Raw genomic sequence first — 25,173 nt, 5'->3', positions numbered from 1 at the left:
AGCAGGATGCGAAGGTGCGGGACGAGGTACTGCGGCGGGCTGCGGCGGACAGCAGCCGGAGGTGGGGAAGCCTGGGTCAGGAGGCCGGCGCCCGGCGGTCGGTGAGGGGCTTCATCCGGGCGCGCGTGAAGAGCCGTGGCAGTGCCTGGTCGTCCGTCGGGGCCTCGCCGAGGCCGAGTGCTCCGGCATCGAGCAGCCGCCCCGCCTCGGCGACGACAGCGGACGTGTGCAGGGCCAGCGCGGCCCCGGGCGAGTTCTCCGGTTCGTCCTCCATGTCGACGAGCCGGACGACGAGGTCGTCGCGGTGGAAGACCGTGCAGGCGAGGACGGGGCCGGCCGGGTCGCTCATGGACGCCACGTCCTGCTGGGACAGAAGCATGGCGAGCGCGTGGCCGTTCCCGGGCATGGCCGGGTAGTAGAACGCGCAGCGCTGTACGTGCAGACCCTCCTGGCGGCCGGACGCCACGTGGTGGACGGCGGGGACCGCGGCGCGGGTGAAGAACAGCCGGGCGGACTGCGGGTCGCTGAGGTCGCGTTCCTGTTCCAGGTAGGGGTCGAGGGCCTGCTCGACGGCGCGGATCTCGGGCTGCCGGGCGACGTGCCGCAGCGCGGCCTGCATGTCGCCCCGTACCTCGACCGCTCTGACGACACGGTTGCCGTGCATGAACAGTGACGTACGCAGCAGCCGGGTTGTGTCGTCGACGCGGGCCTCGGGTGGTTCGTAACCGGCGAGGATCTCCGCGACCTTGGACTCGCTGCCGCGTTTGACGGTGAAGGTCAGCGCCTGCCGTACCGTGTTGCCGCCCATGCGCGGCGCGGACTGCAGCCGTTCGCGGGCCGCGACGCGTGCCCTGTGGGTCTTTCCGGAGGTCTCTCGCAGGACGGTGTAGCGCATCGACCGGGTGTCGCGGACACAACTCTGCAGGGGCTTGACGATTTCCAGGTGGTCCTCGCTGTTGACCCACGCGAGGAAGGGTGGTGCGCTCTCCCACTCGCTGGTGATGAGCCATTGGGTGGGGTTCTCGAGGGACTGGCAGAGCTGGTCACTGATGTGCCCGGGCACGGAGGCGACCTGATCGCACATGTGCTCGTAGGCGGCGAGGAACTCCTGCTGTGTTCCGTCATGGATGTCCAGCATCAGCACGACACGCAGTCGGGACCCGTCGAACGCTGTGGTGGAGACACCGTCCGGGACCATCGACACGGCTGGGGAGATTGCCATCCGGAGCACCTCTTCCTGGGGAACGGGGCGGACCGTCGCGGGCACCTGAGCGCGTACCGGTCGCATGGCAACGATCGTGTGTCGTGCCGTGCGCCACCGCGAACCAGCCGGGCCATGCGGGTGACCCCTGGTCGCGCCGCCTGTCGAAGCCCGTCGAGCGGCGCGGAAATCGATGGCCTCCGGGCGGTGAGGTCCAGCACAGTGGGGTCATGACGATCTCCGGCGCCACGTTCATGCCCGGTATCGAGTTGTCGAGGGTCCTGTACGAGGAGGCGGTGCGGCCGGTCCTCCGGGAGGTCTTTCCGGGGCTGCGGTACGCGGCCGCGCGGGTCGGCAGCGGGTCCGAGGTGCTGGGCTTCGACACAGAGCGGTCGGCGGACCACGAGTGGGGGCCGCGGCTGGAGATCTTCCTGACCGCCGAAGAGCACCGGCGGTACGGTGCGGACATCCGTCGTGCCTTGGCCGAGCGGCTGCCGAAGCAGGTGCGTGGCTGGCCCACCCACTTCCGGGAGAGCGACGACCCGCTGGATCCGGTCGGCCGCATGCAGCCGACCGACGGCCCGGTCAACCACCGCGTGGACGTGTACGACGTGGACGGCTGGCTGGCCGCGCAGCTGGGAGTGGGCGGGGTCGAGGTGGCGCTGGGCGCCCGGGACTGGCTTGCCGTACCGCAGCAGCGGCTCGCCGAGACCACCGGTGGCGCGGTGTTCCACGACGAACTCGGCACGCTCACCGACTGCCGGCGCAGGCTGGAGTGGTATCCGGAGCAGGTGTGGCGGTACCTGCTGGCGTGCCAGTGGCAGCGCGTCTCGCGGGAAGAGGCGTTCGTGGGGCGCTGCGCGGAGGTCGGTGACGACGTCGGGTCGGCCGTCGCGGCCGCCCGTCTGGTGCGGGACCTGATGCGCCTGTGCCTGCTGCTGGAGCGCCGCTACGCCCCTTACGGCAAGTGGCTCGGCAGCGCGTTCGCCCGTCTGGCGGTGGCCGATTCGCTCACCCCGGCGTTGCGCGGTGTGCTGTCGGCGACGGACTACCCGGCTCGCGAGGCGCACCTGTGCGACGCCTACGAGGCCGTCGCGTCGCTGCAGAACGCGTCCGGACTCACCCCGCCGGTGGACCCGAGGCGTCGGCGCTATCACGCGCGCCCCTTCCTGGTCCTGCACGCCGACCGGTTCGCGCAAGCGCTCGCGCGCACCGTCACGGACCCGGACCTGCGCACCCTGCCGCTGGTGGGGAGCGTGGATCAGTGGGCGGACAGTACCGACCTGCTCGACCAGCACCACGCCGTCCGGGCCGCGACGCACGGGATGGGATGGCCCTCGCACCGGGCGGGCCGGGGCGCGGGCCGGCCGTACGGCGGCTGAGACCCCCTACAGCAGCACGGAGTTCACCACCGCGCAGACGCCGCTGCCCAGCAGGCCGCCGAAGAGCAGGCCGATGCCGGCCACGGCCATCCCGCGCCGCACGGGGCGCGTGCGGGAGCCGAAGGCCCGGCTCAGCATGAGCACCGACACACCGAACATCGCCGCGGCCACGCACCAGGACTTCGCTCCCTCGACGTAGAACGACGCCGCGGTGCCGCGCCTGAACGAGATCTCGCTGAACGCCATCGCGTCCACCTCCTCGCCCTCGCCGTAGTTCTCGCCGGCCTCGAAGTCCTCGACGTCGTACCGCAGTTGGCCGTTGTCGGAGCGGAACGTTCCCGAGCACTCCACGTCGTCAGTGCCGTTGTCCTCGCCGCACCGCGCGATGGTGATCGTCCCGGGCGTGCCGTCGGCCACCTTCTTGGGGCCGTCCTCATAGCCCACGCCGACGAGGATCAGGCCGAGGAGCAGGACGAGGACACCCAGCACTCCGGCTCCCGCCCGGCCACCGGCGCCCCTCGCGGTGCCCGTCTTGCGGGTGGCCGCCGTGCTCCCGCCGGGTCCGGTCTTCCGCGGATACCCGCCGTCACGCGTGTGCGTCTTCAACGCCGGCCTCTCCCCCGTGCCGTTGCCCTTGCCCGCCGCCCGTGCCCGGCCGGCTCACGGCGATCCTGCCCGGGCCGGTTCGAGCAGGTCAAATCCCACCGCGGGCCTGGCTGCCGATCCGGACTCCCGGTCCGGCGAAGCGCCGCTCCACCGCACCGGCAACGTCAACTCTCCTGCTCAGCCGCACAACCAGCCCGCGTTCGTCGAACACGGCGGTCCCACTGGCAAGTCCTCATCTCCCTCCGGTGAGCGCCGACCGGGGTGGATACTGACCGCCCGGACAGGTACCGATCAGGAGCACCGCCAGTGACCAGCGACAACCGCACAGGTCCGCCCCACTTCGGAAGCGAACGCGAGACGCTGCGGGCCTTCCTCGACTACCACCGCGCGACCCTCGCCATGAAGTGCGACGGACTGACCGACGAGCAGTTGCGGCAGCAGTCGATGCCGCCGTCCACGCTGTCGCTGCTCGGGCTGGTGCGGCACATGGCGGAGGTGGAACGCGCCTGGTTCCGCCGCGTGTTCGAGGACAACGACGCGCCCATGGTCTGGTCCGACGAGATCGACTTCCAGGCGGCTTACGACGCGAGTGCGTCGACCAGGGCCGAGGCGTTCGCGGCATGGGAGGCCGAGGTGGCGGTCTCGCGGCGGATCGAGCGGGAGGCCGGGTCCCTGGACCTCGCCGGGTATCAGCCGAGGTGGGGCGAGGAGGTCTCGCTGCGGATGGTCATGGTGCACGTGCTCCTGGAGTACGGCCGCCACAACGGGCACGCGGACTTTCTGCGGGAAGGGATCGACGGGACCGTGGGCGCCTGAGTCCGCGGCCCGCCCCGGAAGGACCCGCGGCTCACTCCCTGACGGAACCCGTGCACCCGGGCCGCGCCGCCGCAGGTGGTACGGCTGCGGGTCATTCCGGTTCGCCCGTCGTCACGTCGCGTTGCAGCAGCAGTGTGTCGATCCACCGTCCGTGCTTGCGGCCGACACCGGTCAGGCGGCCGGCGTCGGTGAATCCGAAACGGCGGTGCAGTGCGGCCGAGGCCTCGCTGCCCGTGTCGGCGACGACCGCGATCATCTGCCGCGCTCCGGCCCGGGCCGCCCCGGCGATCACCTCGCGCAGCAGGGCGCCGCCCAGGCCCCGGCCGGTGGCGCTCGGGGCGAGGTAGATGGTGTCCTCCACCGTGTGGCGGTAGGCGGGCTTGGGCCGCCAGGGTGCCGCGTACGCGAAACCGGCCACCTGCCCGGAGACGTCCGCGACGACGAACGGCAGACCGCGGCCGGTGAGATCGTCCAGCTTGCGCTCCCAGTCGTCGACGCCCGGAGGGGTCGTCTCGAAGGTCGCGACGGTGTGCAGGACGTAGTGCGCGTAGATGTCGGCCACCGCCTTCAGGTCCCGCGGGGTCGCCGGGCGGATCGTCACGTCGGAATCTGCCACCAGCGGCTCTTTTCTCTATAGTGAAACAAAGCGCTATTATAGCGAAATGCTCGATCTGCTGGCGCTGGGCAGGCGCGTCCAGGGACTACGGAACGACCGGGGCCTGACGCTCCGGCACCTGGCGGACGCCGCCGAGGTGAGCGTCAGCATGCTGTCCTCGGTCGAGCGCGGGCAGAAGGCCCCGACCATCACCGTCCTCGCCCGCATCGCCGAGGGGCTCGGCGTTCCTCTCCCCGAACTCGTCGCCGATTGCGCGGACAGCCGCGCCGTCGTGCGACGAGCGGCCGAGCAGGACACCGTCGACGAGCCGGGCGGATGGCGGCGGACGATCCTCTCCCCGGTGGTCCCCGGAGTGAACTTCGAATGGATCCGCACCACTCTGCCGCCGGGCTGCGACGCCGGCGCCTTCCCCGCCTACGCCCCGGGCTCCCACGAGTTCATCGCCGTGGAGTCCGGAGCCCTCCGGCTGACCGTGGGGCACGAAGAACTCGACCTCGGCGCCGGGGACTCCGCCTACTTCGCCGCCGACGTCACCCATGCTTACGCCAACCCCGGCCCGGCGCCGTGCACTTATCATGTGGCCGCCCTCGTGATGCGTCCCCGCTCCGCGCAACGGCGCCGCCCGGCACCATGACGAGGTCCCCTACCTGGAGGTCCTGGTGAACGTCACACTGCGAGAAGTGCGGGACAGCGACCTGGCGGTGTTCTTCGCCCAGATGAGCGATCCCGAGGGGGTGCGGATGGCCGCGTTCACCGCCGAGGACCCCTCGGACCGTGCCTCGTTCGACGCGCACTGGGCCCGGATCCGCCGCGATCCGGGCGTCGTCATGCGCACCGTCGTCGGCGGGGGCGGGGAGATCGTCGGCCACGCCGCCGTGTTCGGCCCGCCCGAGGAGCGCGAGGTCACGTACTGGATCGGGCGTGAGTACTGGGGGCGCGGAGCCGCTACGGCCGCGTTGCGCGCGTTGCTCGCCGTCGTTGCCGACCGTCCCCTGCACGCCCGCGCGGCCGCGGACAACGGCGGCTCCCTCCGCGTGCTGCAAAGGTCCGGATTCGTGGTGACCGGCACCGAACGCGGCTTCGCCAACGCGCGCGGCGAGGAGATCGACGAGGTCGTTCTCACCCTGCCCGGCTGACGGGCTCGTGGTGGGCGGGACGGTGTGCCACTAAAGTGAGCGGTCCATGCCAGAGGGGTCCCGTCGGAGCCGTTCAGGCCAGAACCGGTGGAGGAGAAACGGTGACCCTGCGCGAGGACGATCCGCGGTCCGTCGGCGGGTACCGGATCGAAGCGCGCATCGGGGCCGGCGGCATGGGCGTCGTCTACCTGGGCAGGTCGGTCTCCGGGCGGGCCGTCGCCGTCAAGGTCGTGCACACCAAGTACGCGGACAACGCCGAGTTCCGGGCCAGGTTCCGCCAGGAGGTCGCGGCCGCGCGCCGGGTCAGCGGAGCGTTCACGGCACCGGTCGTGGACGCGGACCCGGACGCGGAACGGCCGTGGATGGCCACCGCGTTCGTCCCGGGCCGCACGCTCGCCGAGCGGGTCGCCGAGTCGGGTCCGCTGGACTGGCCCGCGCTGCGCCGCCTCGGCACCGAACTCGCCGAGGCACTGCGTGAGATCCACCGTGCGGAGGTCGTGCACCGGGACCTCAAGCCCAGCAACGTACTGCTGGAGGAGGGGGACAACGACGGGGCGGTACGCGTCATCGACTTCGGCATCTCACGCGCGGCCAGCAGTGAGGTCCGCACCCAGACCGGCATGGTGATGGGCTCGCCGCCGTTCATGGCCCCGGAGCAGTTCGTCAGCCCGCGTGAGGTCGGCCCCGCCGTGGACGTCTTCTCCCTGGGAGCGGTGCTCGTGTACGCGGCCACCGGGCGCAGCCCCTTCGAGGCGGAGAACGCCTACCTCGCCGCGTACAACACCGTGCACAGCACGCCCGAGCTGGGCCGTCTTCCTGAGCGGCTGCGCCCGTTGGTGTCGGCCTGTCTGACGAAGGAGCCCGCTGACCGGCCGACGTCGGGCGAGGTGCTGGACGCGCTGGCCGAGCTGCCGGAGGAGCTGCCCGAGAACGGGCCCGTCGAAAAGCGGCCCCCGGTTCCGGTGCCGCCGGGAACAGCTACGCAGCCGCCCGGGACGGCCGACGTGACGGGCGAGTCCGGCGCGACGGGCAAGTCCGGCGACGCGGAGAAGAGCGAGCAGGACGGCAGGAGCGGACCGAGGCGCGGCAGGAAGGCCCTGTGGACCGCCCTCGCGGGCGTGGTCGTCCTCGGGATCGCAGGGACGGCTTCAGTGGTCCAGCTGGCCGACAGCCCCGCGACCGTGGTCGGTGAGGCCGGCCAGGACGGCTCGCGGACGGCACCCCGCGGCGCGGTGCCTCCCGGATGGAAGCCCTGGCACAACGCCCTGAAGCCGGACGAGGACGAGCCGTTCGCCATGGGCCCGACGTGCACCGCGGACGCGCTGGGGGTGTTCTGCTCGTCCCCGACGATCGCGCTGATGCGGTTGAATCCGGCGAACGGCCAGGTGGACTGGACGAAGCCCATGAGCGCGAAGAAGGTCAGCGGCTTCTCACTGCGCGAGCCGGTCGTCCATGACGGCGTGGTGTACGTCAACAGCGCCGACCGCTCGGAGGGAGTGGACGCCTTCGACGGCAGGACCGGCAAGCGGCTGTGGCATCTGGACGGTCCGCTGGGCGAGTTCGCGTACATGGGCGGCGTACTGGTCGTACGGCTGGACCAGCTCGGGCCGTCCGACACCGCCCGCTATGCCGCGTACGAGCCGCGCACGGGCAAGGAGCTGTGGCGCCGCGAGCTGACCTCCACCTCGTCGAGCCCCTTCCACGCGGGACCCGAGGGGACCCTCTACGCCGACCTGCGCGGGGGCTCCGGCGGGATCGCCCGCGTCGACGCGCGTACGGGCCGGACGGTGGCCACGGTCAAAGCACCCAAGGGTGATCTGTGGCTGGCCACGGTCCACGACGGTACGGCGTACTACGCGCGCTGGGAGGACGACACCGGGGTCTCCGCGGCCTTCTTCGTCCAGGACCTCGGCAGTGGGAAGACCCGCCGTGTCGACTTCCCGTGGAGCGTCGAGCCGGAGGCACCGCCGCTGGTGCACGGCGACACCATGTACATCTTCGACTACGGCAACGAAACCCTGCTCGCGCTCGATCTGAAGCGCGGGAAGCCGCTTTGGACAAGCTCACGCGATCTGCGCGTCTTCAGCGAACCGGCCATCCACGACGGCCGGTTGTACGTCACCATGCCGGACACCAGCATCCTCGCTCTCGACCCGCGCACCGGCAAGGTGATCGGGCGCACCGACCCGTCCTTCGACACGGAGGGACGCTCCTTCGAGGAGCTGACGCCGAGCCCGACACCACCGCTGCTGGTGGACGGGGTGCTGTACGGGATCAGTGGGCCGGGTGTCTTCTCGGTGGCCGACGTCTCCTCCGCGTGAGCCCGCCCCGTCCAGCGGCGGCCGCGCTCGCCCACGCCACCGACGGGCCGCTGATCGGCAGAAGGACGAGGACCAGCCTCGCAACGGCCGAGCCGCTCCTCGCCCGCCGGTCGCCGTACGGCAGGATGGGTCCATGAGCGTCGTCAAGATCAACGTACTGACCGTCCCCGCCGAGCAGCGGGAGACCCTGGAGAAGCGCTTCGCGTCCCGTGCCCACGCCGTGGAGGGCTCCGACGGATTCGAGTGGTTCGAACTCCTGCGTCCCGTCGAGGGCACCGACACCTACCTCGTCTACACGCGGTGGCGTGACGAGGAGTCCTTCCAGGCCTGGATGGAGGGTCCCATGAAGGCGGCCCATCAGGGCGGCGACGCGGAGAGCGGTGACCGGCCCAAGCCGGCGGCCAGCGGATCCACACTCTGGTCCTTCGAGGTGGTGCAGCAGGCGGGTCCGGCCGGCGCGTAGGCAGGTCGCCGCCGCCCCCGGGCCAAAGGCCCCTGTGGCTCGGTGGGCAGGCGCACAGGCGCGGATCTGCGCCTGCCTGTCCGTACCGAGCCGCTCTCCCCGCCGCGCCTCAGCGGGTCCGGTGGAAACTCACTTCCGGGTACTGGGACGACGGCCCGTCCAGCAGGGGCCGGCTGGCGCCTTTGAGGTGGAGGTCGAAGAAGGCCGTCACATAGCGGCGGGTGATCTTCTGTGACCGATCGCCCGACAGGGGCTCCTCCGGAGGCAGGAGCCCCAGGCTGGTCGGCGAGCACGGGTACATCGGTGAAGGTGAAGTGCCCGGAACCAGCGACCCTCAGCCAGCGCTTCCACCCGTCGAGGTTCGGCCAGTCCCGTACCCAGGAGTCGTCCTCGTCTTCTGTGCCCAGCACCATGAACGGCCGGCCGCCGAGGCCACCCGCCGGGACCGGGTCGAAGAAGGAGCCGTCCAGGTTGAGGCCGGCACGCACACGCCGGTCGCCCACCATGGTGGACGCGGCGGAGGCACCGCCGATCGAGTGGCCCGCCATGCCGATCCTCTTGGGGTCGATCATGCCGGCGTACCGCCACGCCGGGGAGCGAGCGGTCAGCCGGTCGAGCACGAAGGAGATGTCCTGGGCCCTGCCGCGGGGGACGCCTTCGTACCCGGCTTCGTCGACCTTGTCGCAGGCGGCGCACGTGAGAAGCCGGTTGCCCGGGAACGTGGTGCCCACCGACTCGTAGGCGTGGTCGACGGTGGCGACCACATAGCCCCGACTGGCCAGTTCCTCGGCGAGCAGGGTGAGTGTCGAGCGGTTGACGGTGAATCCCGGTGACAGCACGACCAGCGGGAACTTCCCGCGGACGGGGGTGGCACCGGGGCGGGCGTGGGTGCGGGTGCCGCTGAGCGTCTCGGTGGGCACCACCTCGGCCAGGTTCCTGTCCTCCAGGAAGGCGCGGGCCTCGTCAGTGGTCATGTACGGTGCCGTCCCGCCGCGGCCGGAGAGCGCGGGGTAGTACAGCGAGACCATCAGCTCGCGTGCCCCGGCCTGCGGTACCCACGGGTCGGGGCGGTCCGTGTCGACCAGATGCAGTGTGTCGCGCCCCACCGCCAGCGGCCCTGTGGGGCGCGGCAGTTCGAGGTGGACACGGTCGCTCTCCCCGGCGATCGGCACGTCGGCCGATGCCGGTGAGGCGTGGGCCGTCCCCGACCCCAGCAAGGCGAGGGACAGGCCGAGTAACGCGGCGGTGGCGCCGCGAGTCAGACGATTCATGCAGGTGAGCCTAGGAAACAGCGTCCCTGCCCACCTCCTGCGGTGAGCTGATCCGTGATCAGCCCACGGGCGGATGCGGGGGCGCGTCGTCATGCCGAGGACCTAGGAAGACCGGCGGGGGGCGCCCGCGCCGGCCGTCCGGAACGGGTGCGGGCTGATAACGGTCGCGGCCTGATCCGGATGGTCCTGACCTGTCGTCAGGGCTGGGGCGTAGACGCCCACAAGCCGGGTCTGCCGAGCCCTCGGAGCGTGGAACGCCTGGTCAGTCGATGATCGCGGTGGCCTCCACCTCGACCAGATGGTCGGGTACGTCCAGAGCAGCGACACCCAGCAGCGTGGCCGGCGGCACCGGGGTGACTCCGAGTGCGGCGGCCGCCCGGGAGATCCCCTCCAGCAGCGCGGGCATCTTGTCCGGCGTCCAGTCGACCACGTAGACGGTCAGCTTCGCCACGTCGTCGAAGGAACCACCTGCCTCGGCGAGGGCGGTGCCGATGTTGAGGTAGCTCTGCTCGACCTGGGCGGCGAGGTCGCCCTCGCCGACGGTCACCCCCTCGGCGTCCCAGGCGACCTGCCCCGCGACGAAGACCAGCTTCGACCCGGTCGCGATCGACACCTGCCGGTACGCGTCGATCTTCGGCAGTCCACTGGGGTTGACGAGTGTGATGGCCATGTTGTCCGCCTTCTTGTCAGGAGAGTGGGTGCGCCCTCCTTCGGGGGCAGGACCCGCGCGGTCTCTCTCGGTTACTCGGGAACCGTAGGAGAGTGAGCGCTGACATGGAAGAACGCACTTTTCAGTGACTGAGGAACCTCATGGTGACCAAGCAGTTCAGCGGCACCTCGAGGACGTCGTCACGCCGATGCCGGGGGTGCGTTAAGCTTGGTCTCGAACTGGTCGCCCGAACTCCTGGTGTCCGGTTGTGCGTTGGTGGTCCAAGGAAAGACGTCCCGCTTCCTGCGGGGAGATGCAGGTGCAAGGCCTGCCCGGCGCTCCACATACGAGCACCCGCCCTGGGTTGTCCAGGGCGGGTGCTCGTGCGTTGTCGCCGGCCGTACGCCGGCTCAACCGCTCCTGCGGTAGGTCAGCGCGAAGTCCTTCTCCCATGCGGTCGATCCGTCGTTCGCCATCTCCCAGGTGCCGCGGATGGTGTTGCCGTCGTCGCCGACGTATCCGGTGAACCGCTGCCGGAACGACAGGGGCGAGAAGTCCGCCGCCTCACGCAGAAGCCGCCACACCCCGTCGGCGAAGGTCATCGCGTACACCCGGACAACGCCCCGCGCGTCGAAGTAGTGCTGCCTGTATCCACCGGTCTCGGGATCGGCCGCGACGATCGCCATGCTGTCCGGAACCTCGGCAAGCGCGATCTCGGTTCGCTGGACGAGGAAACGTCCGTCCAGCGTCCACTCGAACACGCTGCGCGCGGGTGGCGCGGCCAGACCGGGAAAGTCGGCCTCGACCGCCCACTCGCCGACGAGAACGTCCAGCCTTTCCAAGGCTTCCTCACGGGTGGCTCCATCCACGATGAACGCCCCTTTCGCGTCGCCCGCCATCCATGCCTGGTGAAGACAGGACGGCCGCGGGGCGGAAAACTCATCGGTCGGCGTTACCGCGCAAAGAACGAGGGCCCGTCCCGCGTGACGCGGGGCGGACCCTCGTATCCATCGGAGCGCCGGGCAGGCCTTGCACCTGCATCTCCCCGCAGGAAGCGGGACGTCTTTCCTTGGACCACCAACGCACAACCGGGCACCAGGAGTTCTGGCGACCAGCTCAAGATCCAGTATAGCGCACGGCCCGGACCCCTCCCCCTCAGCCTGACAGGCAGCGTATTGATCGATTGATCGGTACCATGAGCGCGTCGCGCGCAACCGATCGCGCGACGCGAAGGACGCCAACGAGAGCGGTGGGGCCATGCGGGAGTCGGCGCGGAAGCGGCAGGGCCGGATCGCGGAAGTGGTGCGGGACCGGGGCCGCGCGCGCATCACCGATCTCGCCGGCGAACTCGGCGTCTCCGTCGTGACCGTGCGCCGGGACGTCGAGGAGATGGCCCGGCGCGGGGAAGTGCGCCGCGGGCACGGGGTGGTGCGTTCGCTCCGGCCGGTGCCGGAGGAGGTCGCCACCGGGGGTGACGCCGTCGCCATGGTCGTCTCCGACAGCAACACCTACCTCACCGAGGCCGTGCAGGGCGCGCGGGAGGCCGCGGAGAAGGCGGGCCTGCGGCTCGCGCTGCACATCGCCGCCGGCGACGCGGGAGCGGAGCGCGAGGCGGTGCACCAGGCGCTGGACGCGGGGGCGCGGGGTCTGCTGCTGTCGCCGCACTGGCGCACGCGGGCCGAGGCGGAGGCGGACCACTCGTGGCTGGCCGCGCTGGACGTTCCCACGGTGCTGGTGGAGCGGCGTCCCGCACGGACCGGCGGGATCTACTCGCTGGACTGTGTGCGCTCGGACCACGCGTTCGGTGTCCATCTGGCGCTCGGGCACCTGGTGCGCCTCGGGCACCGGCGGATCGTTCTGGCCGCACGCGACGACAGCCCCACCGCGCGGGTCATCCGAGCCGAGTTCGCCGAGCAGACCGCCGCCCGGGGACTCGCCGACGGGTGCCGTACGATCCTCAGCTCGCGCACCGCCGGGCCCGACCCGAGCGCCGCCGACCCGCGAGCGGTCGATCTGGCGGAGACCGTCGGGGAGAGCCGTGCCACGGCGGTGCTGATCCACAGCGACATGGACGCGCTGGTCCTGGTGCAGCGGCTGCAGGCGGCAGGCGTCGACGTGCCGGGGCGCTGCTCGGTGGTCGCGTACAACGACGTGGTCGCCGACATGGGGCCGGTCCCGCTGACGGCCGTCGCCCCGCCCAAGGCGGAGCTCGGCCGGGTCGGGGTCGACCTGCTGCTGCGGCGGCTGGACATGGTGCGCGGCGGGTTGCGGCCCGGCGCCACTCGCCACATCGAACTCCTCCCGGACCTCGTGATCAGGGAGTCCACGACCACGGCACCGCCGGCGGTGTGACGACTGCCCGGTCCGGTCCCGCGTTCGATCCGCGCCCGGTCCCGTGTCCTCCGATTCGCGGGTCCCTCCGCGCGCAGGATGTTCGTTTGACCGCTTCAGTTTCTTCTGTTCGATCTATTGACGCCTTTTTCGTTCGCCGCTGAGGATGCCCGTAACCCAGCAAGGACGCGGGAGGGCTCATGCGAAGTACCCGCAGGGTCGGAGCGGCTCTGTTCACGATCCTCGCCGTCTTGATGACGGGCTGCTCGGCCTCGGGCAGCAGCACCAGCGCCAGGAGCGGTCCGGTCCATCTCACCTTCTGGTCGGCGCTGCGCGGCACACAGGAAGTGGTCGACGAGTACAACCGGATCCAGGACAAGGTCCGGGTCGACTACCAGCAGGTCCCCTCGGGCCCCCAGGGCGGCTGGGCGAAGCTCAGCAACGCCGCCCGCGCCGGGAACGCCCCCGACGTCGCCACCATGGAGTACCCCCAGCTGCCCGGTTACGCCATCGACGGCGTGCCCCGCGACATCACCGAGCTCCTGCCCGGTTCGGTGCGCCGGAAGATCCTCCCGCAGGCACTGGACCTCACCACCCTCGACGGGCGCGTCTATTCCGTGCCGGTGGACATCGAGCCGATGATGTTCTTCTACCGCAAGGACGTCTTCACGAAGTACGACATCCCGGTGCCCAGGACGTGGGCGGAGTTCGAGAGTTCGGCCCGCAAGCTCAAGAAGGCCCAGCCCCGCTCCCGTATCGCCAGCTTCTTCACCAACGGCTCGCAGCACATGGCCGGGTTCGCCTGGCAGGCCGGCGGCCAGTGGTTCAGGACCTCCGGCGACACCTGGCGGATCTCCATGGCCGACGCCCCGACCCGCAAGGTCGCCGCGTACTGGCAGCGCCTGGTGGACCAGGACCTGGTGCGGGTCGAGCCGGTGGACAGCCAGCAGTGGCGGGCGCATCTGCAGAGCGGAGAGACCGTCGGCTACATGGCGGGCGCCTGGGCGGCGGGTTCGCTGATGAACTCCACTCCCAGCGGCAAGGGCAAGTGGGCCATCGCGCCACTGCCCCAGTGGGACCCGGCCAAGCCGTCCCTGGGCACCCAGGGCGGGTCGACCTTCGCCGTCACCAAGGACAGCCGGCACCCCGAGGAGGCGCTGGAGTTCATCACCTGGATGGTCACCAGCCCGGACGCCCTGCGCGCCAAACTCTCCAGTGGCATCAGCAGCGCGTTCCCCGTGGTGCCCGACCTGGTTCCCGTGGCCCGCGAGGAGATGGACACCAGCTACTACTCGGGCCAGGACATCTTCGGCCTCTTCCAGCAGTCCGCCGAGCTGATCTCCCCCCGGTGGAAGTGGGGGCCGCGCATGACCTCCACCATCACCTCCGTCGAGGACGGTTTCGCGAAGGCGGGAGCCGGCAGCGGCACCATCATCGGCGCACTGCGTGAAGGCGAACGCAGGACGCTGCCGGATCTGAAGAGCCTCGGCCTGTCGGTCACTACCAACTGAGGTGCACCCGTGAGCACAGTGATCTCTCCAGGGAAACCGGGCAAACGGACGGCCACGACAGCGCGGGCAGCGAGCCCGGCCCGCCCCCGTAAGGCCGGACGCCGACAGCAGGTGCTCGCCTGCGTCACGCTCCTGGCCCCGTTCACGGCTCTGCTCGTCGCCGTGTTCCTCGTCCCCGTCGGCTACGCCGTCTACCTCAGCTTCTTCTCGGAGGACCACAAGGGCCTCGGTTTCGGCGGCGGCACCACCGTCTTCACCGGGCTGCGCAGCTACCTCGCCGTTCTGGACGACCCGAGCTTCGTGTCCGGGTTCGGCGTCATCGCCCTCTACTGCGTGATCTTCGTGCCGGTCGTCGTGGCCGGCGCGCTCGCGCTCGCCCTGCTCCTCGACTCCGGGCTGATCCGTTTGCGGCGCACCGCGCAGATGATGCTGTACCTGCCGCACGCCGTGCCCGGCATCATCGCCGCCGTCATCTGGCTGTACCTGTACACCCCCGGCCTCAGCCCGGTCATCAAGCTGTTCGCCCAGGCAGACATCAGCGTCGACTTCCTGGGGCTGCACTCCGTGCTTCCGTCGATCGTCAACATCGCGCTGTGGAGCGGGCTCGGCTACAACATGGTCATCTTCTACGCCGCGCTCCAGGCCCTGCCGCGCGAGGTGATCGAGGCGGCGCGGATAGACGGCGCCGGGGGCCTGCGCACCGCGCTCATGGTGAAAGTGCCCATCATCAAGGGGTCCGTCGTGATGGTGTGCATGTTCGCGCTGATCGGCGCACTCCAGCTGTTCACCGAGCCGATGCTGATGAACCAGGCCACGCCGATGGTCAACTCGCGCTTCACCCCGAACATGTACATCTACGACGCGGCCTTCCGCCGCAACAACTACGGGCTGGCCTCCGCGGCCTCCGTCATCCTCCTCCTCGTCACCTGCGCCCTGTCGTACGCCGTGACGCGATGGTCCGGCCGCAGGGAACGGAGCGCCAAGTGACCACCACGACCCCCACCGCGCCCGGCGGCAGCAGACTGACCAGCCGCGCCGTCGCCAACACCGTGGTCGGCCTCGCCGCCCTCTACACCCTGCTGCCCGCGATCTGGCTGCTGCTGGCCGCCACCAAGAACTCCGACGCGCTCTTCAGCAGCGACATCCTCTCCTTCGGGGACTTCTCCCTTGGGCGCAACCTCACCGACCTGTTCTCCATGGAGGAGGGCGTCTACGGCCGGTGGTACGTCAACAGCCTGCTGTACGCGGTGGTCGGCGCCCTCGTCGGCTCGCTGATCAGCGTCGCCGCCGGGTACGCCTTCGACAAGTACGACTTCCGGCACAAGGAGAAGCTGTTCGGGCTCGTACTGACCGGCGTCATGGTCCCGCCGACCGTACTGGCCCTCCCGCTCTACCTGGTGGCCTCCGGTATCGGCCTGGTCAACACCTTCTGGGCGGTGTTCGTCCCAGTGCTGTTCAACCCGTTCGGCGTGTACCTCGCCCGCCTGCTGAGCAGCGGTTACGTACCCGACGAGGTGCTGGAGGCGTCCCGGGTGGACGGCGCGGGCGAGCTGCAGACGTATGTGCGTGTCAGCCTGCGCATGCTCGGCCCCGGATTCGTCACCGTCTTCCTGTTCCAGCTCACCGCCATCTGGAACAACTTCTTCCTGCCCATGGTGATGCTCTCCGACCAGCACCTGTATCCGCTCAGCCTAGGGCTCTACACCTGGAACAGCTCCGCCACCGTCTCACCCGAGTACTACCCGCTCGTCGTCACCGGCTCGCTGCTCGCCGTCGTGCCGCTGGTCGTCGCCTTCGTCACGCTGCAGCGCTACTGGAAGTCCGGCCTCACCGCAGGGAGCGTCAAGTGACCCCACCCGTCCGGGCCCCCCACCGCCCACGCGCCGTGCTGGCCATGGCGCACAGGACCGCGCGACAGGTCCTCGACACCGACGTACGGGCCCGGCTGGCCGCCCTCACCGACATCGACCCGCACCTCGTCCTGGACGATCTCACCACCCCCACCGCGCACCGCGCGCTCGCCGACGCCGAACTGCTCATCACCGGCTGGGGCTGTCCGCCCGTCGATGAGGCGGCGTTGAAGGCCGCGCCCCGGCTGCGCGCGGTCGTGCACACCGCCGGGACCGTACGCCACCACATCACCCCCGCGTGCTGGGAGCGCGGCATCTCGGTGTCCTCCGCGGCCGCGGCCAACGCCGTGCCGGTCGCCGAGTACACCCTCGCCATGATCCTGCTCGCCAACAAGCGCGTCCTCGACACCGCCCGCCTCTACCGCCTCGAACGCCGCCGCATCGACTGGAACGAACGCCACCCCGGCGCGGGCAACTACCGCAGGACCGTGGGCATCCTGAGCGCCTCGGTCATCGGGCGCCGCGTCATCGGCTTACTCCGCCCGCACGATCTGACGGTCCTGCTCCACGACCCCTACGTCTCGGACACCGAGGCCCGGGAGCTCGGGGCGCAGCCGGTCTCCCTTCCGGAGCTGTTCGCGTCGAGTGACGTCGTGAGCGTGCACACACCTCTGCTGCCCGAGACCCGTGGTCTGGTCAGCCGCGAGCTGCTGGCCCGGCTGCGTACCGGCGGCACGCTCATCAACACCGCACGCGGCGCCGTCGTCGACCAAGGAGCCCTGACCGACGAGGTGGTCTCCGGGCGGCTCAACGCGATCCTGGACGTCACCGAGCCCGAGGTGCTGCCCGTCGACTCGCCGCTGTGGGACTGCCCGAACGTCGTCATCACCCCGCACATCGCCGGCTCCAAGGGCGGGGAACTGCGCCGCCTCGCCGACCTGGCGCTGGCCGAGGTCGAGTCGTACGCCCTCGGCCGCCCCTTCGCCCATCCGGTCCGGCCCGAACACCTGGCCCGCCTCGCCTGAACACACCCACCTCACCCGCGCCTGCCGGACCGAACAGGACGAACAGGAACGAACAGGAGACGTGGCCCCTCCCATGCCCGAGCACCCCTTCCCCACCGCCGCCGAGGAAGACCGCACCCTCAGCCCGTACACCGGCTTCACCCGCGCCCACTGGGAAGCGACCGCCGACCGGCTGCTGGCCTCCGCCCTGCGCTACGCCACGCCCGGCCAGGCCCTGATCGACCTGCCGGGGCCGCCCTCGAAGTCGGGAGTGCGCTCGGACGGCCTGGAGGGGTTCGCCCGTACGTTCCTGCTCGCCGCGTTCCGCACCGCGGGGGCGTCCGGCAAGGACCCGCACGGCTTCCTGGAGCGCTACACCGCCGGCCTGGCGCGCGGCACCCGTACCCCCGGCCGCGACGACGCCGAGTCCTGGCCGGAGATCGGCCACCACGGCATCCAGGGCCAGCCCATGGTGGAGTCCGCTTCCGTGGCGCTGGCGCTGCGGCTGACCGCGCCCTGGACCTGGGACTGTCTCCCCGCCGACGACCAGGACCGCGTCGAGCGGTGGCTGCGGGGCGCACTGCGGCACACCCCGGCCCCCAACAACTGGTACCTCTTCCCCCTGACCGTCGCGGGCTTCCTGGAGTCCGCCGGGCGCGGTGACGCCGAGACGCGCGGCGCGATCGAGCGGGGGCTCGACCTGCTGGACGGCTGGTACCGGGGGCAGGGCTGGTACTCCGACGGCGACGGCCGGTCCTTCGACCACTACAACGGCTGGGCCCTGCACTTCTACCCGCTGCTCCACGCCCACCTCGCGGGCGACCGGGAACTGCTCGGCCGGCTCGGCCCGCGGCTGCGGGAGTTCCTCGACGGTTTCGCGCTGCTCTTCGACGCGAACGGAGCGCCCGTCCACCACGGGCGCTCCCTCACGTACCGGTTCGCCGCCGTCACGGCCGTGGCCCTCGGCGCCCTCACCGACCGGACACCGCTCGCCCCCGGCGCCACCCGCCGCGTCCTCAGCGGGGCGCTCCGCCACTTCCTCGACCGCGGTGCCCTGACCGAGGACGGCGTGCTCAGCCTCGGCTGGTACGGCCCGCACGAGGCGACCCTGCAGCGCTACTCCGGGCCCGGCTCGCCGTACTGGGCCTCCAAGGGGTTCCTCGCCCTGCTGATCCCGCCCGAGGACCCGGTGTGGACGGCCACCGAGGAGAGGGCGCCCGCCGAGGGCCCCGACCGCGCGGCGGCCCTTCCCGCTCCCGGGCTGCTCGTCCAGACCACCGGCGCGGACGGTCTGGCGCGTCTGCACAACCATGGCAGCTGCAAACTCGACCTCCGGGAACCGGAACGCGCCCCGGGCAACCCGCTCTACGCCCGTCTCGCGTACTCCACCCGCACCGGCCCGACCAGCGCCGCCAACGTCCCCGACAACCACATCGCGCTCCAGGTCCGCGGCCTGCGCAGCGCACGCGTCCGTATCGAGCCTCTCGCCGCCGGTCCCCACTGGCTCGCCTCGTGGCACCGGCCGGTCTTCCCCGAGGGCGGTCCCGTCCTCCCCTCGGCCCGGATCGAGAGCCTCACGCTGGCCCGCGGCCGTCTCGAACTGCGGGTGCACCGCACCGTTGGCGTACCGGTCGGCACCCCGGTCCACCACAGCGGCTGGGCCGTCGCGCTCGCGCCGGGGGCCGCCTCCGAGACCGGACGGCACGTGCGGGCGGAGGTACGGCTGGACGGGCCGGAGGTGACCAGTCAGCTGCTCGGTCTGTACGGCTGGGAGTCGCATACCGCGGTCCGCGCCCCGCAGGGCACGGCGTACGGTCCCTGGGCCCTCGTCCCCGAACTCACCGGCACCGTGGGGATGGAACCGGCCCGTACGGTGTTCGCCGCGCTGGCCTCCCTCACCGGCGAACCCGGCGCGCCGTCCCTCGCCGGGCAGGCGACCGCCGAGGTGAGCGGTCTCGCGGTCGCCGTTCGCTGGGCGGACGGAGGCCGTACCGTCGTCGACTTCGGCACGGGCGTGCCCTCGGTCACCGAGGAGCCCGCGTGAGCGGCGCTTCCGGTGCTCCCTGTGCTTCCGGCGTGATGCCGCGCCTGGGGCTGTGTTCCGTCACCCTGCGCCACCTCGACGTCGACGGTGTTCTCGCGGCCGCGGTCGAGGCGGGACTGGAGTGCGTCGAGTGGGGCGCCGACATCCACGTACCGGCGGGCGACGAGGCCGTGGCCGCCCGGGTGCGCGCGGCCACCGAGGACGCGGGCCTGGCGGTCGCCTCGTACGGCTCGTACTACCGCGCCGGGCACACCGACCCGGCGGAGTTCGACGGGGTCCTGCGCTCCGCCGTGCTGCTCGGGGCGCCCCGCATCCGGATCTGGGCGGGGGCGGCGGGCACCGAGGCGATGTCGCCCGAGGGGCGGGCGGCGGTCGTCGAGGACACCCGCCGGGCTGCGGCGCTCGCGGCGGACGCGGGTGTGCGACTCGCGTACGAGTTCCACCGCAACACCCTGACCGACGGCGCCGACCGCACCCTCCGGCTGCTCGACGAGGTGGACCACCCGGCTGTCGGCACCTACTGGCAGCCGCCGCTCGACGTGCCCGACGCCGAGGCACTCTCCGGACTCGACACGGTGATCGACCGGGTGGCCGCGGTGCACGCCTTCTCCTGGTGGCCCGGGACCACCCGCCACCCGCTCGCCACCCGTGCCGGGCTGTGGAGCGCGGTCCTCGCCCGCCTGGGTGCACGCGGCCGGCCGCTGGACGTCCTCCTGGAGTTCGTCCCCGGCAACGACGAGAGGATCCTCGCCCGTGAGGCCGGGACGCTCCGGTCGCTGGCGGCCTGAGGCGGCCGCCTCTGCCGCCTCGGCCCGGACTCAGTCGGCGCGTGGCACGTCCCAGCGGGCGAGGTCCCTCAGCCATGCCTTCGCCGTGCTGTCGGACGGTGCGCGCCAGTCGCCGCGAGGGGACAGGGAACCGCCGGCCAGGACCTTCGGCCCGTTCGGCATGGCCGAGCGTTTGAACTGCGCGAAGGCGAAGAAGCGGCGGCAGAAGTACTCCAGCCAGTGCCAGATCTCCGGCAGGTCGTACGCCACCCGCTCGGCCTCGGGAAACCCGGGCGGCCACGCTCCGGCGTCCTTCTCGTGCCAGGCGTGCCAGGCGAGGAAGCCGATCTTCGACGGCCGCATGCCGTAGCGCAGGACGTGGAAGAGGGTGAAGTCGTGCAGCGCGTACGGGCCGATCTTGGACTCGGTGGACTGCAGCTCCTCCCCCGGCACGAGCTCCGGGCTGATCTCCGTGTCGAGGATCGCGGCCAGTGTCTCGTTGGTCTCCTCGTCGAACTGGCCACTGCTGATGACCCATCGGATCAGGTGCTGGATGAGCGTCTTCGGCACACCGGAGTTGACGTTGTAGTGGCTCATCTGGTCGCCGACGCCGTAGGTGCACCAGCCGAGCGCCAGTTCCGACAGGTCGCCGGTGCCGAGGACGATGCCGCCGCGCTGGTTGGCCAGCCGGAACAGGTAGTCCGTGCGCAGCCCTGCCTGGACGTTCTCGAAGGTCACGTCGTACTGGGGCTCTCCCGAGGAGAACGGGTGGCCGATCTCCTGGAGCATGAGCCGGGCGGTCGGCGTGATGTCCAGTTCGGCCGGGGTGACGCCGAGCGCGCGCATCAGCTTGTGGGCGTTGCCCTTGGTGTGCTCGCCGGTGGCGAACCCGGGCAGGGTGAAGGCGAGGATGTCGCTGCGGGGTCGGCCCGCGCGGTCCATGGCCCGGGCGGCGACGATCAGAGCGTGGGTGGAGTCGAGGCCCCCGGACACTCCGATGACGATCTTCGGGCCGCCGATGGCCGCCAGTCGGTGCTGCAGACCCGCGACCTGGATGTTGTAGGCCTCGTAGCAGTCCTGGGCGAGGCGGGTGGGGTCGGCGGGCACGAACGGGAACCGCTCGACCCGGCGGCGCAGTCCCAGGTCGGTCGTGGGCGGGTCGAGCCGGAACGACACGTGCCGGAAGTCGCCGGTCCGTGCGGCGTGGGTACGGCGGTTGTCGTCGAACGAGCCCATCCGGTGCCGTTCCTGCCGCAGCAGGTCGAGGTCGATGTCGGCCACCGCGTACTGGTCGTCCTGCGGGAAGCGGTCGGTCTCGGCCAGCAGGACGCCGTTCTCGTAGATCATGGTCTGGCCGTCCCAGGACAGGTCGGTGGTCGACTCGCCCAGTCCGGCCGCCGCGTAGACGTAGGCGGCGAGGCAGCGCGAGGACGCCGAGCGGCACAGCAGTTTGCGGTCCTCGGCCCGGCCGACGGTGATCGGGCTGCCCGAGAGGTTGGCGAGGACGGTGGCTCCGGCCAGGGCCGCCTCGGCGCTCGGGGGCACCGGCACCCACATGTCCTCGCAGACCTCGGCGTGCAGCACGAGGCCGGGGACGTCCTCGGCCGCGAAGAGCAGGTCCGTGCCGAACGGCACGGCCGCGCCGCCGATCCGGATCGTCCCGCCGCGCTCGTCGTCACCCGGGGCGATCTGCCGCTTCTCGTAGAACTCGCGGTAGTTCGGCAGGTAGGACTTGGGCGCCACGCCGAGGATCCGCCCGCGGTGCACGACCACCGCGCAGTTGTAGATCCGGTTGCGGTGGCGCAGCGGGGCACCGACGACGAGGACCGTCAGCAGGTCCGCCGACCCGGCCACCACGGTCTGGAGGGCCGTCTCGACGTCGTCGAGCATCGCGTCCTGCAGCAGCAGGTCCTCGATCGAGTATCCGGACAGACAGAGTTCGGGGAACACGGCGACGGCGACCCCCTCCTGCGCGCACCGGCGGCCCTGCCTGAGGACCGCCTCCGCGTTGGCGGGCGGGTCGGCGACTGCCGCGTGACCGGTGCACGCGGCGATCCGCGCGAAGCCGTGGCTGTAGATGGACCAGAAGTTCACGATGCGAAGGTGCCCCTTTCCGGCAGCTCCATGTGACGGGGACACGTGACGGATGCATCCCTGCACCAGCAAGTATCAGTCGGCGGTCTCAGTCGGCGCGGACGGGCCTTTCGAAGAAGGTCTCCAGTACGACCGTGGCCTGCGTCCCGCTCACGCCCTCGATCGTGTAGAGCCGCCGCAGGACGTCCTGCAGTTGCTCCGTGGTGGCCGTGCGCACCTTCACGAGGACGGAGGCGGTGCCCGCGATGATGTGGGCTTCCTGGATCTCGGGGACGGCGGCGAAGGATTCGGCCGCGTCCCCCATCCATGCCGACGCGTCGACCATGACGAAGGCGAGGACGTCCCGCCCGAGGACGGCCGGGTCGACGTCCACGGTCGTACGGCGGATGACACCGCGTTCACGCAGCTTGCGTACCCGGTCATGGGCCGCCGCGGCGGACAGGCCGACCGCTCTGCCGAGTGCCGCGTAGGCCTGGGTGGCGTCGCGCTGAAGCTCGGCGATCAGTGCTCTGTCGACGTCGTCCACGATCCCGTTGACCATCCCCACGCCTCCACCATATCTGGTTCGGACGCATTAGGATTCTGCTGAATCTCATTCAGCAGCTTTGGAGAAGAGGCGGGCCGTGTCCGGCGTGGTGCTGAAGAATCTGTACGAGGTCCTGGACGAGCGCTTCCACACCGAAGGGTGCGCGAGCGGCGACGCGCGGCTGGAGCGGCTGTACGCCGACTGCCGGTGGGCCGAGGGGCCGCTCTATCTGCCGGCCTGGCGGCAGCTGGTCTGGAGCGACATTCCCAACGACCGCCTGCTGCGCTGGGACGAGGCCACGGGCACCACCGGGGTGTTCCGCTCCCCGGCCGGGTACGTCAACGGCAACACGCTCGACCGTGAGGGCCGGCTGGTGAGCTGCGAGCAGGGCAACCGCCGGGTCACCCGTACCGAGCACGACGGCCGTGTCACGGTGCTCGCCGACCGCTTCGAGGGCAGGCGTTTCAACAGCCCGAACGACGCGGTCGTACGCTCCGACGGTTCGGTCTGGTTCACGGACCCCGACTTCGGGATCCTCAGCGACTACGAGGGACACCGTGCCGAGAGTGAGATCGGCTCCTGTGACGTCTACCGGATCGACCCCGTCACGGGCGGCGTCCGCCGCGTCGCCGACGGTTTCGACGGACCGAACGGCCTGGTCTTCTCACCGGACGAGAGCAGGCTGTTCGTCGCCGACACACGAGCGGCGCGGATCCGCGTCTTCGACGTGCGCGACGACGGCACTCTCACCCACGACAGGGTCTTCGCCGAGCGCACGGACGGCGGCTTCGACAACATCCGTCTCGACGACGCGGGGCGGCTGTGGGCCGCCGCGTTCGACGACGGCGTGCACTGCTACCACCCCGACGGCACGCTGATCGGACGGCTGCTGGTGCCCGAGCCGGTCTCCAACATCGCCTTCGGCGGCCCGAGGAACAACAAGCTGTTCATCACGGCGACGACCTCGCTGTACTCCCTGATGATGTCCGTGACGGGCCTGCCCAGGGTGCTGTGAGGCCGTTCGCCGTGCCGTCAGTGAGGGATGGAGTCGATCAGCTCGCGTGCGCCCTGGCGGAGGAGTGCCACGGCGACGGCGGTCCCCAGTGTGGCCGGGTCGAGGCGGCCCGCCCATTCGTGGGCGTTGAGGACGGTCTTGCCGTCGGGGGTGAACACGCAGGCGCGCAGGGACAGTTCGCCGTTGCGTTCGGTCCTGGCGTAGCCGGCGATGGGTGAGTTGCAGTGGCCTTGGAGGACGTGGAGGAACATCCGCTCGGCCGTGGCCTCGCGGTGGGTGTCGGCGTGGCCGAGGGCGCTGACGGTGTCGATGAGGGCGGTGTCGTCCTCGCGGCACTGGAGGGCGAGGATCCCTGCGCCGATCGGGGGCATCATCACGTCGGCCGGAAGGATCTCGGTGATGACGTCCGGGCGGTTGATGCGTTCGAGGCCGGAGACGGCCAGCAGGAGTGCGTCGGCGTCGCCGCCCGCGAGCTTTTCCAGGCGCCGGTTGGCGTTGCCGCGCATGGGCACGCAGTCCACATGCGGGTGTGAGGCGGCGAGTTGGGCGACGCGGCGTACGGACGAGGTGCCGATGCGGGTACCGACCGGGAGTTCGTCCAGGGTGAGGCCGCCCGGATGGACGAGGGCGTCACGGATGTCGTCGCGCTTGAGGAAGGCGGCGAAGACGGTCCCGGCAGGCAGCGGGCGGTCGGCGGGGATGTCCTTGACGCAGTGCACCGCGAGGTCCGCCTGCCCGGCGATGAGGGCGGCGTCGACCTCCTTGGTGAACGCCCCCTTTCCCTCGACCTTCGCGAGGTCTCCCATCCACTTGTCGCCGGTCGTCTTCACCGGTACGACCTCGGTGCGGACGCCGGGGTGGAGTGCGGCCAGTTCGGTGCGTACGCGCTCCACCTGGGCCAGGGCCATGGGCGAGTCCCGGGAGACGATGCGGATCAGCTCGGGGTCGGTCATGCCGTCCACGGTAGGCCCTCGCGCGCGGGCTTCGAGCAACAATCCGAGAGCCCGGCTCAGGCGCACGCCCCGGAAGTGGGATGTCTCGCACAGGTGTGCGCCAATACAGGGAACGCCCTTCTACTCCGCACCCTCCCCCTCGGTGGAGGCGCGGCTCGCCAGTCGTTCGTACCGCTGCCTGGCGGCCTGCGGCGTGCCGAGCCCGAGCCCGAAAGCGATCTCCTGCCAGGTCATGCCACGGCCTCGCGCCATCTGGAGCAGCCCGGCTTCGAGCTCGTCCATTTCTCCCCGAACCAGCGGGACGAGGCTCAGCGCGGCGGTGATGTCGGCCTGATCCACCTCCGGTTCTCCCTCGTCCGGCCGTGCGGTCCCGCTCAGCAGGAACGACACGAGCCTGACGGCTTCGTGTGGAGCGAGGACCGACGGGTGGACCTGCCGGCGGCGCTGCTCGTCGGTGGCCGCGTGCCGCTCGGCGATGCGGAAGAGCGACGCGTGGACGCGCTGCGCGCGGGCGCGCTCCGGCTGCGGGGGCGTGAAGGGGTCGGCGGGCTGATCAGGGCTGGCGGACATGGCGTCAGCATGCCCGGCCGGCACCCCCACGTCAACTGACTGTTGTA

The 25,173-nt window shown here is 71.1% G+C and carries 23 protein-coding genes and 1 pseudogene; 14 read left to right on the top strand and 10 right to left on the bottom strand.

What is annotated here, in order from left to right:
• Positions 1-76 precede the first annotated feature (76 nt).
• Entirely contained in the window at positions 77-1,222 is a 1,146-nt protein-coding gene (locus tag ACZ49J_RS24930; RefSeq protein WP_467451788.1) for a SchA/CurD-like domain-containing protein, read from the bottom strand.
• Positions 1,223-1,431: 209 nt separating this feature from the next.
• On the opposite strand from ACZ49J_RS24930, the gene ACZ49J_RS24925 reads away from it, so the two are divergent.
• Positions 1,432-2,583 carry a DUF4037 domain-containing protein gene (locus tag ACZ49J_RS24925; protein WP_467451789.1) on the top strand — a complete coding sequence of 384 codons (1,152 nt, stop codon included), beginning with the start codon at positions 1,432-1,434 and terminating at the stop codon, positions 2,581-2,583.
• A gap of 6 nt (positions 2,584-2,589) precedes the next feature.
• Here ACZ49J_RS24925 and ACZ49J_RS24920 read toward each other — a convergent pair whose 3' ends face one another.
• On the bottom strand, positions 2,590-3,189 hold the full coding sequence (locus ACZ49J_RS24920) for a hypothetical protein (protein ID WP_467451790.1): 600 nt from the start codon (positions 3,187-3,189) through the stop codon (positions 2,590-2,592).
• 306 nt (positions 3,190-3,495) lie between these two features.
• On the opposite strand from ACZ49J_RS24920, the gene ACZ49J_RS24915 reads away from it, so the two are divergent.
• A complete protein-coding gene (locus ACZ49J_RS24915) occupies positions 3,496-4,005 on the top strand; it encodes a DinB family protein (RefSeq protein WP_467451791.1) in 510 nt (169 codons plus the stop codon).
• Positions 4,006-4,096: 91 nt separating this feature from the next.
• On the opposite strand, the gene ACZ49J_RS24910 is transcribed toward ACZ49J_RS24915, so the two are convergent.
• Positions 4,097-4,621, bottom strand: coding sequence for a GNAT family N-acetyltransferase (locus ACZ49J_RS24910; RefSeq protein ID WP_467451792.1), 525 nt, complete (start codon positions 4,619-4,621; stop codon positions 4,097-4,099).
• 46 nt (positions 4,622-4,667) lie between these two features.
• Between ACZ49J_RS24910 and ACZ49J_RS24905 the strand changes: the two genes are divergently transcribed.
• The 4 genes from ACZ49J_RS24905 (at position 4,668) to ACZ49J_RS24890 (ending at position 8,541) form a co-directional block, all read left to right on the top strand.
• Entirely contained in the window at positions 4,668-5,255 is a 588-nt protein-coding gene (locus ACZ49J_RS24905; protein ID WP_467451793.1) for a helix-turn-helix domain-containing protein, read from the top strand.
• Positions 5,256-5,280: 25 nt separating this feature from the next.
• Positions 5,281-5,757 (top strand): GNAT family N-acetyltransferase, encoded by a 477-nt coding sequence (locus ACZ49J_RS24900; protein ID WP_467451794.1) that lies wholly within the window; start codon positions 5,281-5,283, stop codon positions 5,755-5,757.
• 101 nt (positions 5,758-5,858) lie between these two features.
• Positions 5,859-8,078 (top strand): protein kinase domain-containing protein, encoded by a 2,220-nt coding sequence (locus tag ACZ49J_RS24895; protein WP_467451795.1) that lies wholly within the window; start codon positions 5,859-5,861, stop codon positions 8,076-8,078.
• Between the two features lie 133 nt (positions 8,079-8,211).
• Positions 8,212-8,541, top strand: coding sequence for an antibiotic biosynthesis monooxygenase family protein (locus tag ACZ49J_RS24890; protein WP_467451796.1), 330 nt, complete (start codon positions 8,212-8,214; stop codon positions 8,539-8,541).
• 109 nt (positions 8,542-8,650) lie between these two features.
• Here the strand turns inward: ACZ49J_RS24890 and ACZ49J_RS24885 are convergent.
• The 3 genes and pseudogenes from ACZ49J_RS24885 to ACZ49J_RS24875 form a co-directional block, all read right to left on the bottom strand.
• Positions 8,651-9,812: pseudogene (locus ACZ49J_RS24885) on the bottom strand (alpha/beta hydrolase family protein).
• Between the two features lie 262 nt (positions 9,813-10,074).
• Positions 10,075-10,482 carry a RidA family protein gene (locus ACZ49J_RS24880; RefSeq protein WP_467451797.1) on the bottom strand — a complete coding sequence of 136 codons (408 nt, stop codon included), beginning with the start codon at positions 10,480-10,482 and terminating at the stop codon, positions 10,075-10,077.
• 389 nt (positions 10,483-10,871) lie between these two features.
• Positions 10,872-11,330, bottom strand: coding sequence for a hypothetical protein (locus tag ACZ49J_RS24875; protein ID WP_467451798.1), 459 nt, complete (start codon positions 11,328-11,330; stop codon positions 10,872-10,874).
• A 388-nt stretch (positions 11,331-11,718) separates the two neighbouring features.
• Between ACZ49J_RS24875 and ACZ49J_RS24870 the strand changes: the two genes are divergently transcribed.
• The 7 genes from ACZ49J_RS24870 (at position 11,719) to ACZ49J_RS24840 (ending at position 19,989) form a co-directional block, all read left to right on the top strand.
• Positions 11,719-12,813 carry a LacI family DNA-binding transcriptional regulator gene (locus ACZ49J_RS24870; RefSeq protein ID WP_467451799.1) on the top strand — a complete coding sequence of 365 codons (1,095 nt, stop codon included), beginning with the start codon at positions 11,719-11,721 and terminating at the stop codon, positions 12,811-12,813.
• Between the two features lie 179 nt (positions 12,814-12,992).
• Complete coding sequence (locus ACZ49J_RS24865; RefSeq protein ID WP_467451800.1) at positions 12,993-14,303, top strand: ABC transporter substrate-binding protein; 1,311 nt, start codon at positions 12,993-12,995, stop codon at positions 14,301-14,303.
• A 9-nt stretch (positions 14,304-14,312) separates the two neighbouring features.
• Positions 14,313-15,290, top strand: coding sequence for a carbohydrate ABC transporter permease (locus ACZ49J_RS24860; RefSeq protein WP_467451801.1), 978 nt, complete (start codon positions 14,313-14,315; stop codon positions 15,288-15,290).
• Positions 15,287-16,153 (top strand): carbohydrate ABC transporter permease, encoded by an 867-nt coding sequence (locus ACZ49J_RS24855; RefSeq protein WP_467451802.1) that lies wholly within the window; start codon positions 15,287-15,289, stop codon positions 16,151-16,153. Before ACZ49J_RS24860 ends, ACZ49J_RS24855 begins: the two co-directional genes overlap by 4 nt.
• Positions 16,154-16,197: 44 nt before the next feature.
• Positions 16,198-17,178: a hydroxyacid dehydrogenase gene (locus ACZ49J_RS24850; protein WP_467451839.1), complete on the top strand. Its 981-nt coding sequence runs from the start codon at positions 16,198-16,200 to the stop codon at positions 17,176-17,178.
• A gap of 73 nt (positions 17,179-17,251) precedes the next feature.
• Positions 17,252-19,201 (top strand): DUF2264 domain-containing protein, encoded by a 1,950-nt coding sequence (locus tag ACZ49J_RS24845; RefSeq protein ID WP_467451803.1) that lies wholly within the window; start codon positions 17,252-17,254, stop codon positions 19,199-19,201.
• Positions 19,198-19,989, top strand: coding sequence for a sugar phosphate isomerase/epimerase family protein (locus ACZ49J_RS24840; RefSeq protein WP_467451804.1), 792 nt, complete (start codon positions 19,198-19,200; stop codon positions 19,987-19,989). The genes ACZ49J_RS24845 and ACZ49J_RS24840 overlap by 4 nt, the downstream gene beginning before the upstream one ends.
• A gap of 30 nt (positions 19,990-20,019) precedes the next feature.
• Here the strand turns inward: ACZ49J_RS24840 and ACZ49J_RS24835 are convergent, their stop codons facing one another.
• Both ACZ49J_RS24835 and ACZ49J_RS24830 read right to left on the bottom strand, forming a co-directional pair.
• Positions 20,020-22,062 carry an NAD(+) synthase gene (locus ACZ49J_RS24835; protein WP_467451805.1) on the bottom strand — a complete coding sequence of 681 codons (2,043 nt, stop codon included), beginning with the start codon at positions 22,060-22,062 and terminating at the stop codon, positions 20,020-20,022.
• Between the two features lie 88 nt (positions 22,063-22,150).
• Entirely contained in the window at positions 22,151-22,588 is a 438-nt protein-coding gene (locus ACZ49J_RS24830) for an Lrp/AsnC family transcriptional regulator (RefSeq protein WP_467451840.1), read from the bottom strand.
• A 97-nt stretch (positions 22,589-22,685) separates the two neighbouring features.
• Here ACZ49J_RS24830 and ACZ49J_RS24825 point away from each other — a divergent pair, with 97 nt between their 5' ends.
• Positions 22,686-23,603, top strand: a complete 918-nt coding sequence (locus ACZ49J_RS24825; protein ID WP_467451806.1) for an SMP-30/gluconolactonase/LRE family protein — start codon at positions 22,686-22,688, stop codon at positions 23,601-23,603.
• Positions 23,604-23,620: 17 nt separating this feature from the next.
• On the opposite strand, the gene hemC is transcribed toward ACZ49J_RS24825, so the two are convergent.
• Both hemC and ACZ49J_RS24815 read right to left on the bottom strand, forming a co-directional pair.
• Positions 23,621-24,556, bottom strand: coding sequence for a hydroxymethylbilane synthase (hemC, locus tag ACZ49J_RS24820; protein WP_467451807.1), 936 nt, complete (start codon positions 24,554-24,556; stop codon positions 23,621-23,623).
• A 120-nt stretch (positions 24,557-24,676) separates the two neighbouring features.
• Positions 24,677-25,126 (bottom strand): DNA-binding protein, encoded by a 450-nt coding sequence (locus ACZ49J_RS24815; protein ID WP_467451808.1) that lies wholly within the window; start codon positions 25,124-25,126, stop codon positions 24,677-24,679.
• Positions 25,127-25,173 lie beyond the last annotated feature (47 nt).

The sequence above is a fragment of the Streptomyces sp. NPDC030840 genome (genome assembly GCF_055572015.1).
The sequence above is the reverse complement of the archived record's forward strand: the minus strand, read 5'-3'. Positions and strand labels throughout refer to the sequence as shown.

Coding starts and splice junctions, on each gene's coding strand:
- ACZ49J_RS24930 (WP_467451788.1), bottom strand. CDS start 1,222: ATGGCAATCTCCCCAGCCGTGTCGATGGTCCCGGACGGTGTCTCCACC.
- ACZ49J_RS24925 (WP_467451789.1), top strand. CDS start 1,432: ATGACGATCTCCGGCGCCACGTTCATGCCCGGTATCGAGTTGTCGAGG.
- ACZ49J_RS24905 (WP_467451793.1), top strand. CDS start 4,668: ATGCTCGATCTGCTGGCGCTGGGCAGGCGCGTCCAGGGACTACGGAAC.
- ACZ49J_RS24890 (WP_467451796.1), top strand. CDS start 8,212: ATGAGCGTCGTCAAGATCAACGTACTGACCGTCCCCGCCGAGCAGCGG.
- ACZ49J_RS24880 (WP_467451797.1), bottom strand. CDS start 10,482: ATGGCCATCACACTCGTCAACCCCAGTGGACTGCCGAAGATCGACGCG.
- ACZ49J_RS24870 (WP_467451799.1), top strand. CDS start 11,719: ATGCGGGAGTCGGCGCGGAAGCGGCAGGGCCGGATCGCGGAAGTGGTG.
- ACZ49J_RS24865 (WP_467451800.1), top strand. CDS start 12,993: ATGCGAAGTACCCGCAGGGTCGGAGCGGCTCTGTTCACGATCCTCGCC.
- ACZ49J_RS24850 (WP_467451839.1), top strand. CDS start 16,198: ATGGCGCACAGGACCGCGCGACAGGTCCTCGACACCGACGTACGGGCC.
- ACZ49J_RS24845 (WP_467451803.1), top strand. CDS start 17,252: ATGCCCGAGCACCCCTTCCCCACCGCCGCCGAGGAAGACCGCACCCTC.
- hemC (WP_467451807.1), bottom strand. CDS start 24,556: ATGACCGACCCCGAGCTGATCCGCATCGTCTCCCGGGACTCGCCCATG.
- ACZ49J_RS24815 (WP_467451808.1), bottom strand. CDS start 25,126: ATGTCCGCCAGCCCTGATCAGCCCGCCGACCCCTTCACGCCCCCGCAG.